The sequence below is a fragment of the uncultured Gimesia sp. genome, assembly GCF_963976445.1.
In the GTDB taxonomy this organism is placed as follows: Bacteria; Planctomycetota; Planctomycetia; order Planctomycetales; family Planctomycetaceae; genus Gimesia.
In genome coordinates this window covers 1-15,016 of the sequence record NZ_CAXBKP010000005.1, presented here as the reverse complement: position 1 = coordinate 15,016, position 15,016 = coordinate 1, and the positions used below count along the sequence as shown (strand labels likewise).

Annotated in this window: 10 protein-coding genes; 3 read left to right on the top strand and 7 right to left on the bottom strand. The window is 50.5% G+C overall.

Annotated features, from left to right (window positions below; translation table 11 throughout):
- Window positions 1-315 precede the first annotated feature (315 nt).
- The 4 genes from AAC022_RS07295 to AAC022_RS07280 form a co-directional block, all read right to left on the bottom strand.
- Window positions 316-1,596 carry a hypothetical protein gene (locus tag AAC022_RS07295; protein WP_339729569.1) on the bottom strand — a complete coding sequence of 427 codons (1,281 nt, stop codon included), beginning with the start codon at window positions 1,594-1,596 and terminating at the stop codon, window positions 316-318.
- Window positions 1,593-3,125: a PQQ-binding-like beta-propeller repeat protein gene (locus AAC022_RS07290; protein WP_339729568.1), complete on the bottom strand. Its 1,533-nt coding sequence runs from the start codon at window positions 3,123-3,125 to the stop codon at window positions 1,593-1,595. The genes AAC022_RS07295 and AAC022_RS07290 overlap by 4 nt, the downstream gene beginning before the upstream one ends.
- A 73-nt stretch (window positions 3,126-3,198) precedes the next feature.
- The gene (locus tag AAC022_RS07285) at window positions 3,199-4,230 is read right to left on the bottom strand and encodes a DUF1559 domain-containing protein (RefSeq protein ID WP_339729566.1); all 1,032 of its coding nucleotides are present in this window, start codon (window positions 4,228-4,230) and stop codon (window positions 3,199-3,201) included.
- 268 nt (window positions 4,231-4,498) lie between these two features.
- Window positions 4,499-5,110 (bottom strand): hypothetical protein, encoded by a 612-nt coding sequence (locus AAC022_RS07280; protein WP_339729563.1) that lies wholly within the window; start codon window positions 5,108-5,110, stop codon window positions 4,499-4,501.
- A 282-nt stretch (window positions 5,111-5,392) separates the two neighbouring features.
- On the opposite strand from AAC022_RS07280, the gene AAC022_RS07275 reads away from it, so the two are divergent.
- Window positions 5,393-5,752, top strand: a complete 360-nt coding sequence (locus AAC022_RS07275; RefSeq protein WP_339729561.1) for a hypothetical protein — start codon at window positions 5,393-5,395, stop codon at window positions 5,750-5,752.
- 156 nt (window positions 5,753-5,908) lie between these two features.
- On the opposite strand, the gene AAC022_RS07270 is transcribed toward AAC022_RS07275, so the two are convergent.
- Together AAC022_RS07270 and glgP are read right to left on the bottom strand one after the other, a co-directional pair.
- Window positions 5,909-6,793 (bottom strand): sugar transferase, encoded by an 885-nt coding sequence (locus AAC022_RS07270; protein WP_339729559.1) that lies wholly within the window; start codon window positions 6,791-6,793, stop codon window positions 5,909-5,911.
- A gap of 363 nt (window positions 6,794-7,156) precedes the next feature.
- Window positions 7,157-9,310: an alpha-glucan family phosphorylase gene (glgP, locus tag AAC022_RS07265; RefSeq protein ID WP_339729556.1), complete on the bottom strand. Its 2,154-nt coding sequence runs from the start codon at window positions 9,308-9,310 to the stop codon at window positions 7,157-7,159.
- A gap of 409 nt (window positions 9,311-9,719) precedes the next feature.
- Here glgP and AAC022_RS07260 point away from each other — a divergent pair, with 409 nt between their 5' ends.
- On the top strand, window positions 9,720-10,589 hold the full coding sequence (locus AAC022_RS07260; protein WP_339729554.1) for an NAD(P)H-hydrate dehydratase: 870 nt from the start codon (window positions 9,720-9,722) through the stop codon (window positions 10,587-10,589).
- A 55-nt stretch (window positions 10,590-10,644) separates the two neighbouring features.
- Here AAC022_RS07260 and AAC022_RS07255 read toward each other — a convergent pair whose 3' ends face one another.
- Entirely contained in the window at window positions 10,645-11,859 is a 1,215-nt protein-coding gene (locus tag AAC022_RS07255; RefSeq protein ID WP_339729551.1) for a C45 family peptidase, read from the bottom strand.
- Between the two features lie 434 nt (window positions 11,860-12,293).
- Between AAC022_RS07255 and AAC022_RS07250 the strand changes: the two genes are divergently transcribed.
- Window positions 12,294-14,795 (top strand): MMPL family transporter, encoded by a 2,502-nt coding sequence (locus AAC022_RS07250; RefSeq protein ID WP_339729547.1) that lies wholly within the window; start codon window positions 12,294-12,296, stop codon window positions 14,793-14,795.
- The last annotated feature ends 221 nt before the right edge of the window (window positions 14,796-15,016 follow it).

The window sequence follows — 15,016 nt, the reverse complement described above, 5'->3', positions numbered from 1 at the left end:
ATAATTCGCCTCGTCACATTGACATGAAGCCGCTCACATTCCATGACAGTTTCCAATTAACTTCGCCAACCCCAATTATATTCAAGGCTTCCCCATCTGATAATTTTCGTGTGGTTTCGTGCCTTTCGTGGTAGTATTTTTTTTTGGATCATAAGATCGTGTGGCACTGTTGGCTTGTTAACAGCGAAAAGAAACGACGCAACTCAAAAGTAACGCCCCTCCTGCCAGCGACTCAAGCGAACATTCTATCCGAAAGTCACCTGACCTCCGAACTGAAAACACGACACTGGTTAGAATAGCAACTCGAATCTTGCACTACTCATCATCTTTCATCTGTCCCCACACCTGTTTCAATTCCGGTAATGTGGCAGGAAGTATCGACAACAGGTTTTTCCGATCCGTTTCAGACACCTTTTGAGACAATAGAGATTCATCTGATCCTGCAATCACTCTTTTCAATCGCTGATAAACATAAGTTCGAACGGGTTTAGGCAGAGACTGAAATGCCTCCGAATAAATCATATAACTGCAAGGAAATTGAAACAGCCGCCGCTGCAGATCGAATTGTCGCAAAGACCGCCCCTGGGAATCAAAGGGGCCCCGTTTCGCAAACTCAGTCGCAAACGCTGAAGTCCCTTGGATCGGATATTCCAGCTTTGCTTCTTTCTCAAATAACAAATACTTCACAAGCTGCGCGACTTCCTGCTTCCATATCGCATCCCCTTGCTCTGCTGCTCCATGATGCACATCAATCTGCCAGGCATAGTTCGTGCGGATGATAAAATTGTGCGCATCGATTTGATGTTCGAAGACCATCAGTGCCACAAGATCGCTGTGAGGAGTAGGATATTTTGCAATCTGCGTCTGTTGCGACAGGTCCTTTACATTCAGCCCCGTCTTGTTTTCAATTGGTTTCTTCGGGCGTTTTGACGAAGGTAGATGAAAATTTCCCATGTGCGCCGTTTTCCCATGCGTGCCCGTCACATACCAGCCTCCCCAACGTTGAGACAATGGACTGGAATGATCCGTTCGATAACTGCCCGCCGACAATACCGGCAGTCCCTCTGAATCAACGAACATCGATCGCACCAACAGACCGGGAATATTCTTTGTGCGCGTCGAAGCATGGCAGGTCATGCAACTCGCCACCTGTCGCTGAATTTGAGGCTTCGCCGGCGTCTGCTTCAGCGTATAAAACACCATCCCCAGCTTTTCATCAGTCACCATGAGTTCCAGCAGGCCGTCCTGAACGTAGCCGAGATATGCATCGTCATTGAAATACAAAGCCCGCGGCCGATCCGGTCCAATCAAATGGCGCTGCAGACTCGTTTTTGAAAACGGCAGCATCTGTGATGAAACAGGAATCTTCAGTTCCTTGAGTAACGGAAGCAGATAACCGAAATCGTCTGCATACTGCCACGTTTTTTCACCAGCATCCAACTCCCGCTGTAATTGGGTGATCACATTCTTCGGCGTCGCATGACTGTAGTTGACCGGTACTGCTTCAAAATTGAGATGCGGCGCAGCCTTGATGAAATTGCTCTGCAACAAGGTTACTACAAAAAGAACAACCAGTATTCGATGACAGACACTCATTGAACAACTCCTCCTGACGAATTCATTCTTCTCCCCTGCACGTTATGCTTCACAACAGGTGTTTTGCGAATGCAATACAAACGGCTGCCCGTCCGCATCACCAGCGCACCATTCACCGCCGCATATCCATATTGTACACGATCGGCAAAGGTCAAACCATTGCGCGTCCGTGGTCGTCCGCCGGGCTTACCTGCGGTATCACCTCCGGCGTTGCCTGCCGCTTGCTGCGTCGAACTTGGTTTCTTCGCCGATTCCGCGCGTCGTTTCAGGTCGGCCTCTCCCGCCTCGGTCGCACCATCAAACAGTTCGTTTTCCGCGAGAATCCGAAACTCCCGCCCGGCGGCAATCACTGACGTCAGACCATCCTTTCCGGGAAAATAAATTCGATCACCGAGCCCCAGCGGCGTCGCCCAGCAAGGCTGCCCCAGTCGTTTGACATAGACCTGCTTGCCGGTTTCCGCTTCAAAACAATACACCACTCCCACCTTATTCACCCAGTACGCCAACCCCTGACACACCATCGGCGAACCAAACGAAGGCATCGCTTTACTGGTTTTCCAGAGAATCGTCTGCTCAAATTCATCTCCGACGCGTTTCACCTGCATCGCAAAATTCGATTTCTTGGCGTCCGACAGACGCTCGTCATGCATGCCGGGAGAAGCACTGATGAGAAATTTCCCCTCACCAAAGGCAATCGGCGTGCAGGCTCGATTGCCACCCACCTCTTCATACATCCACAACAGTTTTCCACTGTTCGGATCGTACCCATCCACGCTGCCGCTCGAACTGCAGACAATCTGATCGGCCTGATCAATCTTCAACACCGCCGGTGAAGCGTAACTCTGGCGACTGAAGCGTTCGGTCTTCCATTTCGTTTTTCCCGTCTGCTTATCAACGGCTAGTAGATACGACGGACCTTCATGATCAATCAGAACAATCACTGAATCCTTCGTCTGCGCCAGGGAAGCTGCCAGACCAATCCGCACTTCGAATTCGCCGTATTCATCCGTCAGCGAACGCGACCAGACCGGCTTGCCATCATGGTCGAGCGCCAGCAGGTTTCCTGTTTCGAAGAACGCGTAAACGCGATCCGCATCGACCACGGGAGTCGGAGCCGAGCGACTCTGAAAATAATTCCCGCGCACCGGCTGAGAAGACGCAGTCTTGAAATCCCAGAGCAGCGTCCCCTGTTGCAGATCCAATGCGACAACATGACAGTCGTTTTTCATCGCCCCTTCGATCGAAGTCACAAAAACCTGGTCGCCCCAGATCACAGGGCTCGACTGTCCTTTTCCAGGAATTTCAGTCTGCCAGGCAATATTTTTTATCGGTGACCACGAGAGAGGCAGCGAATCAGCGGCAAGCTGTGTCGCTCCCGCGCCTTGAAAACCGGGCCAGCGTTGCACGTTAGAATTTTTGGTTGATTCTTCTTCAGCGATGCAGGCCACAAAGGTAAAGAACACGATGCCCGCTGAAAGAATACTGGCCCGCCAACCGACGGACAGTGGATTTAATAATAGTTGATTCATCACAGTTTCTCCTCGGAAACATTCGAAATTTGTTTTGTTGTTTTGAATAGAACAGCACGGTCGACGCCAGTTATTAAAACTCGCCAATCACTTCACCGCCCCCTTTGGTTCCCAGTGCCCGCCAGAGATTGAGATCAATGCTGTCACTCACAAACCGTACTGAGGCATCACCCAGACAAACATGCACACCGCCGATATGCATACTCCGCGCTGCAAACCAGCCAAATCCGTTGCGATGCACGTCGGGCACATCGGAGTTCGGCGTCATATACGTATTGAATGTCGTCAGGTGTTCGCGACCCCAGATCCAGGAACTTCGTCCACGACCGTCATAATTCCCGGCCCCAATAGCCGCCGCAACGATATCCGGATTGTGTCCCGGCGCACTCGTAAAACCTTCACCGGCAGCGCCCATTCCGCCACCCCGGTAACGCGCCATCTGTCGCTGCGGATCAGCAACCAGACCGCTCCCGTCCAGTTTGTTTCCCATCAACGATTCCGACAGAATCAACGTATTCGAAGAACCATCTGTCAGATCACGAAAGCGACTGGCTGATCCCCAGAAAAACATTCCATTCGTTCGCGCCCGTGTGTCATAATTCGTATCAGTTCCGTCTCCCGTACAGATCACATAATTCGTTCCGGCAAAAACGCCGCTGCCTGTATTGGCATTTTGAAAAATGGGAGATTCTGGCTCGCTTGGACATAAAAATAGGGGTAACACCTGCCCTGCAACCTGGGCATGAACCGGGTTCAACGACTGACTGCCCCCCGAACCCACCATCAGGGGAATCTCAAAATCAATCAGGTTTTGCAAATTGCCTTGATCCACAAACGGGAGAATCCGCGCCTGCACCGAGTAACCATAGGCACTCTCTGAAGACAGTCCAGGGAACACACGATACGCGCTTTCATAATTGTGAATCGCCAACCCGATCTGTTTCAGATTATTCTTACATTGCGCCCGCCGCGCTGCTTCCCGCGCCTGCTGGACGGCGGGCAACAGCAGAGCAATCAAAATGGCAATGATGGCGATCACCACCAACAGTTCGATTAACGTAAACCCGCAGCGCGCACGCCAACGGTCTGATTTTGGGAATAACATTCGATTTCCTCGCAAGCTAAATTTGTGTCGTTCAATTCAACTCACCGCGCGTACCTTCCGCGCAGAAGTAAATAAGAAGATTGAAAAAACGTCTGAATCCGCGAGGTCTGTGCGGCCGGTGGTAGCACGCTCACAGCAGGTCGGTAACCAGCTTTGTGGAGAGCGAGCCGCGTCCCGCCGTAAGCGCACCAGCACAAGCCGCACGTCCTTCCGTCAGGCTGATTCCTAGTGCGCAGCAGCACCCCGGAATCAGACAACGGAGACGAATTCAGACTATCGCTGTCACAGCCGAGGCCACGCGAGGAGGTGGCTCGGGGGGCTCAACCGCACGTGCGGGCGCCTTCAGCGAAATAGGCAGCGACCACACAACAGGATCGGCGTCGATAACGCCGGTCTGAATTTCCGGCAGGATCGCCCAGGGCAGACTGTTCCAAGACAGCGACTGCCCCTGACATTTCTGCACCAATGCACCAATGACAAACAGAGTCTGACTTTCTTCATCAGCGGCCTTCACGGCAGGCATCTTCGCAGAGTGTGAATGATCAGTCTCGGAACAGCAATCGTCTGCTTCGGAATCAGTTTGAACGATTTCGTGCGTAGCTCCCGACTTTGAACAACAGCCCCCTGCTTTACAGACCGCGGTGGCAGATTCTTTCGCAGCAGCTACGATGACGTAAGTCGGCGGGAGAACACCATTTGCCTCAGCCCAAGCCAGTTTTTCTCTGTTGGTAAAACAGCAGCAGCCCTTCCAGCATGCTTCCGCAGATCGGCAACCACACGGGCGATTCTGGCAGGGATAAGCAACACTCTGATCTTTTTCGATCGAGGAGCGTGAACCAACGGGCAGCGGAACAAACGAGGCGCAAAAAGAAACGAGCACCAACAAGCTGACCAGCCTGCGTACCCCAACGCGCCTTATTAAACCGAGCCTGACAAACATTGATTGACCTTGCGCCGAATACTGTCGACGCCGCAAAAACTACTTGTTGACTCGCTCTCCACACATTTCAGATTATCAGGAACACTACCGTAAAGCAAGCAAACAAAATCGATACTCGATGGCAATTGTATACACAAGGACGATCAAAAACATAAATATTTGGGAATCATAATATCAATCGAATACAATCAAAAGATCACCATATCATTGAACGGTATCCTCATGTTCCAATCAAAATCCCTGATCTATCTCTGCATTCTGATCGGCACCGGTCTCGGCTGGTGGTGTGCCATTAATATGAGTTCAGAATATATTGTGACTCTTCCTGGCAGAATGGTGGTTCATGAGAGTGTGGTGAGGCATTTCCACATTCTATATTATAGCGGTGCGGTACTCGGTGCCATTGTGGGGAGTTGGAAACAAAAGAGTTCACTCTGCCTCTCTCTCACAGGCATCACCGTGGGACTCTTCTTCTTTTCGTTCCATGGTCCACTGGAAACGACAATCGAATCACATCGATTTCAACTGACTTCTTATGATCTGGTGATACACAGAACCATTCAAAACACCATCGGCATGTAATTAGGCGCGTTCCTGTTTCTTTTCTGGCCAGAGTTCAGTCGCTTCTTGAATCGCATCAACGGCACACTCCCATCTGACGAGACAAACTCCACTTCTCCATCCCGCTAAATAAGACATAAATAAAATCGGCTGGATTCAGCCAGTCTCATCTGAGCATTACAGAGCACCGCTGCCGGTCAGGATCACACGGATCGTTCGGAACAGGATCTTCATGTCGTTCCAGAAACAGCAGTTCTGCAAGTACATCAGATCGAGTGAGACTTTTCTGCGAAAGCCTTCGATGTTGTTATCGTATCCGTTCAGGATTTGCGCCACACCAGTCAGACCGGGCTTCAAGCCTAATCGATTGATATAGTTCGGAATCTCTTTACTCAATCCTTCGATGAATTCCGGACGCTCTGGACGGGGGCCGACTAACGTCATTTCCCCTTTAAGAACATTCCACAACTGCGGCAGTTCATCTAGGCGCGTTTTCCGCATGAAGCGTCCCAGACGCGTTACACGCGGATCGCCTTGAACCGCAAACTGGGCGCCGTCTTTCTCGGCATCCACAGCCATCGTCCGAAACTTATATAATGTGAATGGCATGCCGTAGCCAGTTTCATCACGACGATCAGAACCGGGAACACGACGATCAGAACTCAGATCGAGTTCCAATAAATCAATTTGCTCCTTACGGCGATCACTCTTCGTCTGATTTCGTAAATTCAATCCCACACGGGTCTGCTTGAAAACCGCAGGACCGCGGGATGTCAACTTAACCAGCACTACCAGAAATAGCAGCAGGGGAGACAGCAAGATCAGCATGGTGAACGAGACAATAATATCAAGAGACCGCTTTAAAAAGCGTGTCCGCTCCGACAGATTACGGACATCAACGCGTGGCTCTTCCAACTCCAGACGGGTTAACCAGCCAGTAGAACGCCAAAGCTCAACATCCAGGTAGCCGTTCACCAGGTCTGATAATTCTCCCGGGGGAATCGAATCTTTACGCGGAACACTAGTCGTCACACTAGATTGGCCTGCTGCCATTGAACTCATGTAAAACACGCTTTCTGCTGAAACCAGCTATCTGTGAAGTGTTCCTTCACAACGAATCTCTTACACCCACATCTCTGTTTGGGCTGGACTCCGAACGTTTCGCGGCAGAGGCCGGCGCTCAATTCGGACTCCTGGAGATCTCAGGTGCCGGGGGGAACACTTTAGTAAGTACTTCTACTTAAAAGTTAGCTCGCCGTTTTCCACTATGTTGAGCAAGAGTTTCAGAATCCTGAGCCGTAAACAAACTCAGTTCCCACATTAGGAACTGCGACAAAAAAAACGGTTACAGGAAAGAGACAGATTCTATCTCCTGTAACCGTTATGTGGATCCTAGGGTGCCGTATTCAATCCACGGCTGCTTGTTTAAAGAGAAGAATCTCCCTTAATCTGGCTGGACAAACCACCGGCTGCCGGCAGATACATTTTTTCTGCATAGTCCATTACCATCCGGTCAGCATTAAACCGCCATCCCAAAGTACGGATAGCGCGTTTCATGCGATGAATCCACCCCAGAGGAAGGTCATCTTCATTTCGATCATAATAGAGTGGAATGACTTCTTCTTTCAGAACCTTCATCAGATTCAGACCATCACGGTCATCCTGAATTTCCTGATTCACGTTTGTTCGCCCTTCTCCAATGGCAAACCCGTTGCTGCCATCAAAGGCTTCGGCCCACCAGCCATCTAGAATGGAGCAGTTGAGTCCGCCGTTCAAGACCACTTTCTGCCCACTGGTTCCGGAAGCTTCCAGTGGTCGACGCGGGTTGTTCAACCAGACATCGACGCCCTGCACTAAATGCCGCCCGAGGTTGATGTCATAATCTTCCAGCAACACAATCTTACCACGGAACGGAGGTTCCTGAGTCAGTTTGAAAATTCTCTGGATAATCTGCTTGCCGCGCTCATCAGCCGGGTGTGCCTTACCGGCAAAGATAAACTGCACCGGTCGTTCAGAGTCTTCAATAATTTTGAGGAACGTCTCCATATCCTTCATCACCAGGTCAGCTCGTTTGTAGGGCGCGAATCGTCGGGCAAAGCCAATCAGTAACGCATCCGGATTTAAAGCCGTTGATAAATGACCAATTTCCTTATCGGAAGTCCCGCGACGCTGTGCCTGCTTGACCAGTAAATCACGCGAAAACTGGATCAAACGGTTTTTCAATGCCTGATGCGTTTCCCAGAGGTCCCCGGGTGATATTTCTTCAATCCCGGCCCAGACTTCCGCTTCCCCTGTTCGATAATACCATTTCGTGGGAAGAACACGGTCATAAACCACACGCATCGGCGCTGCCAGCCAGGTCGGCATATGCACGCCGTTGGTAATGTGGCCAATCGGAATTTCTTCTTCACTGCGCCAAGGCCACAATGAGGCCCACATTCGCCGACTGACAACACCATGCAGGTTCGAAACCGCATTCGCCAGACGACTCAGTTTAAAAGCGAGAACCGTCATGCAGAAGGTTTCGCCTTCGTTCTGCGGATCAACGCGTCCCAGGCTCATCAACGCATGATGATCGAGCCCCAACTGATCGCCCAGTGGACCAACGTGTTCTTCCAACAAACCTGCATCAAATCGGTCATGGCCTGCAGGAACCGGCGTGTGCGTCGTGAAAACACAGGCAGACGCCACATCCCGTAGTGCATCGTCAAATGAAAACCCGTCTTCATGCATCCGGTTGCGGACACGCTCCAACGGCGCAAACGCAGAGTGCCCTTCATTCATATGAATCACACTCGGTTCGATCCCAATCGCTTCCAAAGCGCGCACACCGCCGATGCCCAACATGATTTCCTGACGAATACGCGTCCGCTGATCGCCACCATATAACCGTGCCGTCAGATTACGATCTTCCTCACTGTTTTCGGGCACATCCGTGTCCAGCAGATACAAGGCAATCCGACCGACATCAATCCGCCACACCTTGGCAAAGATATCTCCTGAACGCGTCGATACCGAAATCGAAACTGGTTTTCCATCTGGAGTCAACGCGGGAGTAATCGGCAGGTTCTTCGTTTTCGCTTCCGTATACGATTCCTGCTGCCAGCCCTCTTTGTCGATATGCTGTGAAAAGTAACCTTCCCCATAAAACAAACCAACGGCCACCAGAGGCAGACCCAGGTCCGAGGCACTCTTCAGATGGTCACCCGCCAGCACACCCAAACCGCCCGAATAGATATGTAACGATTCATGAATCCCGAACTCGGCTGAGAAATAAGCCGCACAGCGATGGCCTAAAATCGTAGCATTCGTGGAACCCCAGGTCTCAGAACGATCCATGTATTCCAGCCAACGACGGTATGCCACATTCACACGGGAATGCAAACTGAGGCTGCCTAATTTTTTATCCAACTCTTCCGGCGAATACTCTTTCAGCAGCAGCACCGGGTTATGATTCAGTTCAGACCACTTATCAGGATCAATCAGATGAAAAATCTGAGTCACATCCGGCTGCCAGCTCCACCACAGGTTGCCAGCCAACTCACAAAGTTTTTCATAAACAGTTTTTTTTGCTACCATTGAAGATCCATCCCATCGATTACGATATATGTAATTCCGTTATTCCCCGGATTCTTTCCGAGGCAGATTCGAATTTGAATTCCACTGCCTGATCGATCGCGCAGACGCGATGACGTGAGTATAATGAAATATATTTCATTATAAAAAGGCAAACAAAGTATAATGAACTCTTCCCGAACTGGGAGTCTTATGAGTCATCGTTTCAAAAGGATAAATGGAAGTTCCACGCATTCCCTCCATCCCTTTTCTCCCATTCAACCTATACTAACCGTGGAGAATCTGCTGCAATACTTTCGTACAAGTAAGCAAAACTGATCGACCAACCTTAAGGCCATTGAAGCCTACGGATTCTTTGCCAAAATGAATTCCCATTTTAATCATGTTGTTTGAATTTGAAAGAAATTTTCTCATGAATATTCAACGAATTTCTGACCTGCCAGCGCTGCCACAGCGCCCTGAAAATTCTCACAAAGGGACGTTCGGAAAAGTTCTGGTCATTGCCGGAAGTTCGGGGATGAGTGGCGCTGCCTGCCTCGCCGGTATCGGAGCACTGCGCAGCGGTGCGGGGCTCGTCTTCCTGGCGATTCCCGAAGCGATTCAAACCATCGTATCGACTGTCAATCCCTGCTACCTGACCATCCCGTTACAATTCGATCAGCAATCTCTGCTGACTCCCGAATCTGAATCACAGTTATTCCATCAGATCCCCAGTTTCGATGCCATCGCCATCGGCCCCGGTTGCGGCCAACAGGAATGGTTCCGGAAATTAACACTCAAACTGTATACCGAACTCCAGCAACCATTGATCGTCGATGCCGACGCCCTGAATGCACTCGCCAGTTTAGACAAACCGCTGCCGACTGCAGCAGGGCCGCGGATTCTAACGCCGCACCCCGGTGAGTTCTCGCGGCTGATTAACAAACCCATCCAGGAAATCGAAGAACAACGTGAAGCCCTCGCAATGACATTTGCAAAACAACAGGGTCTGATTCTCATCCTGAAAGGCGCTCACACCATCATCACCGATGGCACGCGTCTTGCCGTCAATACGACCGGCAACAGCGGCATGGCGACCGGCGGCAGTGGTGATGTTCTGACCGGAATCCTGACGGCGCTGATCGGACAAGGCATGGAGGCCTTCGAAGCCGCACAACTCGCCACTTATGTACATGGATTCGCCGGAGACCTAGCCGCGCAAGAACTGTCTGAAATTTCGATGATCGCCTCGGACCTTCCTGAATTTCTCCCCGAAGCCTGGCTGGAGCTAATGGAGGAATAAACCAGCAGGCAGGCGCAGGCCCGTATACATGCCTGCCTACTGGACTTCCTGATCTCTATTTCGTTTTCTGCGAAACCGCCTGATCAACGGGCATCGGATAAGCAGGCGCCTTGGCATCCGGTTTTCGTTTCAGCAATTCAGACAATTGAAAACTGAAATACTTCTGATTCGCAGCCGGCTTCCCGTCACTGCTGGCATTCGCCACCCAGAGCTTGGTCGTTTTAGGCTCGAACAATACATTATGCAGATTCGACTTCATCGCCACGGGACGACTCATCAGTTCAATTGCCGACTCCGCCGTAAAGGAACCGTAACCATCCTTCACGCGTTTCGAGAGTTCTTTGTAACGATCGCCGGCTGACAGTAATGCCGCGTCCTGCACAGGATTGGGAAGCAGCGGGTGCGATTCGCCGGGCTGAATCAGTTCCAGCTTTTCCCAGCTTGTCGCCATACCGACCGATCGATTTGTTTTTCCGTCAGCGATTACATAATAATATTCACATGTCCGATAGTTATCCCGAAAGACGGCAATCGCTTCATCAAGATCTTTCGCGGTCTCCAATACTTCACGCACGAGGAACGCCATTGGCACACCAGACCAGTGCCCCAGACCTCGGCCTCCCATTTCGCCAATCGAAACCGATTTCATATTCATCCCGGTGACCGAGCCGATAAAGCCGGCATAAGAAACATTCACAAAGGGAATACCCCCTTTGGGCTCCGCCACAACCAGCACGGCATGATCCTGTAAACCCCAGTCACACGCGTAATCTAGTACACGACCGTGATACAAAGTCCCATCCTTGGTCGCAGAATTCGCAATCGAAAACCCGCTGCAATGGAACATTTCTGGAATAAAGTTTGTTGCCCGTACATCTTCGTAGGCAATCCCGGCCCCATCAGCCACCCCCCGCATCTCATCCACATATTTCTGAGGCGTGTAAGGCTTTTGAATTTGAATCACGGTTTCAATCGCCTGGCGCGGCTTCAGTTTCACCAGCCCCAGATCAACGAGAGTCGTGTCGCCTTTTTCATTCAACAGGTTGTACATGTTCTTGCGAACGTCTTCCTTCAACAGAACGCCGTGCTGATAACCCATTTCATAATGGGTTCCTTTCAGGTGCAGCACGAAATAACCATCGATCTTCTCCAGCCAGCCCTCCCCACATCGGGCAATCGTTTGTGCGGAAGCCTTCACAGGCGACAGGCAAACCACGACAAAAAGGATTAAAAGAGACAATCCTGTAAGATGGCGCTGGTTACGAAACATAACGAAGATCCTTTTCACTCGTCAGAACGATGATTGAGAAATGAAGCGATTTCAGTTCAGCCCGAATTCGACGTTGATGAGCACATTCGCTGTGATCATCGGTTCAAGCCCTGAAAAATCGCGGTGGCTGACTTCTTGCCGAACACATTCGAGAGGCCCATTATGACACATCAAACCGAAGATACAAAATCTATTTCCATTCCCGATCACAAAAAATGAACATAAACACACATTTCAACCTCAGCTGACAATTCAGCTCTGCTTGGCCTTGCTTTTGTCTACCCGAATGTGTGAAGATTGACGCCACGAAGACCTGAAGTTACTGTAGATACCTCACGCATTTTGTCCCGGTTTCAAGAAATTCTGTTGAAACTGTTCCGTGTCTTCAAAACTGTATTTTACGTCTCTTCAACAGCTCTTTGTTAGCAATCTCTATGTTTCGAGTCCTAGGCAACACGGTAGTCCGCTATTGGCAAATTCTCCTGGTATGCTGGGTTCTGGCATTAATCGGGATTTCGTATGCCGCACCCGAATGGTCTTCTGTAGTCCAAAATGGTGAATTCGCGTTCCTGCCAAGCGACTCCCCTAGTTTACAGGGTGAAAAGCTCTTCAAACGTGCCTTTCCTGACGACCTGCTGGCCAGCAGCATTGTAATCGTCGTCCGCCGTGAGCATGGCGATCAGGGATTGATGCCTGCAGACCTCACCTTCATCGAAGAAAAACTCAAACCACAACTCGAAAAAATTGCCGATCCGGAAAAGTTTAAGGATCAGAACAAAGATAAAACGGATGAAAAAGAGAGTCTGACGACAACAGAAGATTCGTCCGGCCAAAAGAGCCTCCCTTCAAACATCTCCCGCATCCGTACCTACACAGACAAAACCATCGGCGATCTGCTACAAAGTGAAGACAACAAAGCTTCCCTGGTCATTGTCGAACTCTCGACGGAATTCCTCGACCAAAGTAATGGGAAAACTGTCGCAAGTATCGAAAACCTCATCCATCATAATGATGAATTCAAAAAGTTGATCGAACCAGGACTGGATATTACACTCAGCGGTATCGCCACTGTTGGCCGCGACATGATTCGTGCCGCGAACCAAAGCGCGGAAGCAACCGAACTCTGGACGGTCCTACTCGTGATCATACTTTTGATCATGATTTATCGTGCCCCGATTCTCGCTCTGATCCCCTTATTTACTGTCTTTGTTTCTGTCAAAATTGCCCTCTCCGTACTCGCGATCTTGGGAGACTGGGGCGTCGTCGGACTCTTCTCCGGCATTGAAGTTTATGTCACCGTCATTCTTTATGGCGCTGGGGTAGACTACTGCCTGTTCCTCATTGCCCGCCATCGGGAAGAACTCGATAAAGAATGCACCTTCAAAGAAGCGATTTCCAACTCGATCGCCACCGTTGGATCGGCTCTGGCCGCCAGTGCTGGAACAACGATGTGCGGCATCGGAATGATGTATTTTGCCGCGTTCGGAAAATTTCAGCAGGCAGGCATCGCCATGTCACTCAGCCTGTTTTTCGTGCTTCTTGCCTCACTCACACTGACCCCCGCCCTGCTCTGTCTTGCCGGACGATTTGCCTATTGGCCACAAACCTTCAATGAACGCGTAGCGATTTCCGCCGGCTGGTTAACCCCCTCCAGCGTGATGGCCCGACTCATGCAACGCAACTGGACCGGTTCCATCTGGGATTCCGTTTCACTGGCACTGCTCAAAAGCCCCGGTAAAATCTGGCTCTCTACATTTCTGATCTTGTTTCCGTTCGCGTTGATTACTCTCGCCTGTTATGGAAATTTGAGCTATGGCTTACTCTCGGAACTCCCCAGCGAAGACCCCAGCGTCATCGGTACCAAAGCCGTTCAGGGACATTACCCGGCAGGTGCCACCGGCCCACTGACACTGCTGTTCAAAAACCCGAATGTCAACTTCTCTGATTCTGAAGGCCGTATCGCCATTGAAGAACTCACGGATGACTTATTGAAACAGAAAGAGGAACTGGGAATTGCCGATATTCGCAATATGACCAAACCATTCGGCATTGGTGCAGCAGACGAAATGGACAAAGCCAAAGATCTGCGCGGCTTGGCAAAGATCAGAGCCATCAGCCGCATCAGATTGATCAAAAACTACTACGTCAGTTCCGAACCAGATCTGGAAAACCATGTCACTCGCATGGATCTAATTCTTGAAAAAGACCCCTTCTCACACGACAGCATGATGCAGCTGGAACGTGTCAAAAAAGCCGTCAAAAAATCACTGCCGCCGGAACTGCGCGAAAATAGCGAACTCTTTTATATTGGCGCAACCGCCAGCATCAGCGATTTAAAAAACGTGACCGATCAGGATCAGGCCCGCATCGACATACTCGTTTTGGGAAGTGTCTTCATTATTCTGGTGATCCTGCTCAGACGACCGGCCATTTCCGCGTATCTCATCGTCAGCGTCTTTTTCAGCTACCTGGTCACGCTAGGCGTCACCTTCGCCGTCTTCTGGGCTCTCGATCCCTACAACTTTACCGGCCTCGACTGGAAAGTTCCCATGTTTCTCTTCACCATTCTGATTGCCGTCGGCGAAGACTATAACATCTATCTGATTACCCGCATCGACGAAGAACAAAAAACCAAAGGCCCCGTCGACGGCGTGATCTCTGCATTAAAAAATACCGGCGGCATTATTTCCAGTTGTGGAATCATTATGGCCGGCACGTTTTCTTCACTGATGGCGGGAACCCTGGTCGGCATGCAGCAGCTTGGCTTTGCTCTCGCCTTTGGGGTTCTGCTCGACACCTTTATCATCCGCCCGATCATCGTGCCCGCCTATCTCATCATGCTCTATCGCGGCTACTTCGGCTCCTGGGGTAAATACCTTGGCGCCGCCCAGTTCCTCGAAAAAAAACCCAAACTCGATTCCCCACACGTCAAATAAACAGCCCAAGAAAACAATTCAGGTGGCACTGTTGGCTTGCCAACAGTGATTAATAAAACACACCTATTGAACCAAATGGAGGGCGCCCCTATGGTGGTCGCGCGCAGTATCGACGTGCTTTTTGTTATGACGCTCAGAACGTTGTAACCAATCCCATCACAAGCACGATACAGAATCGAATACCACCAAGCGGGCAAGCACATAGACCTGCCCCTACAATA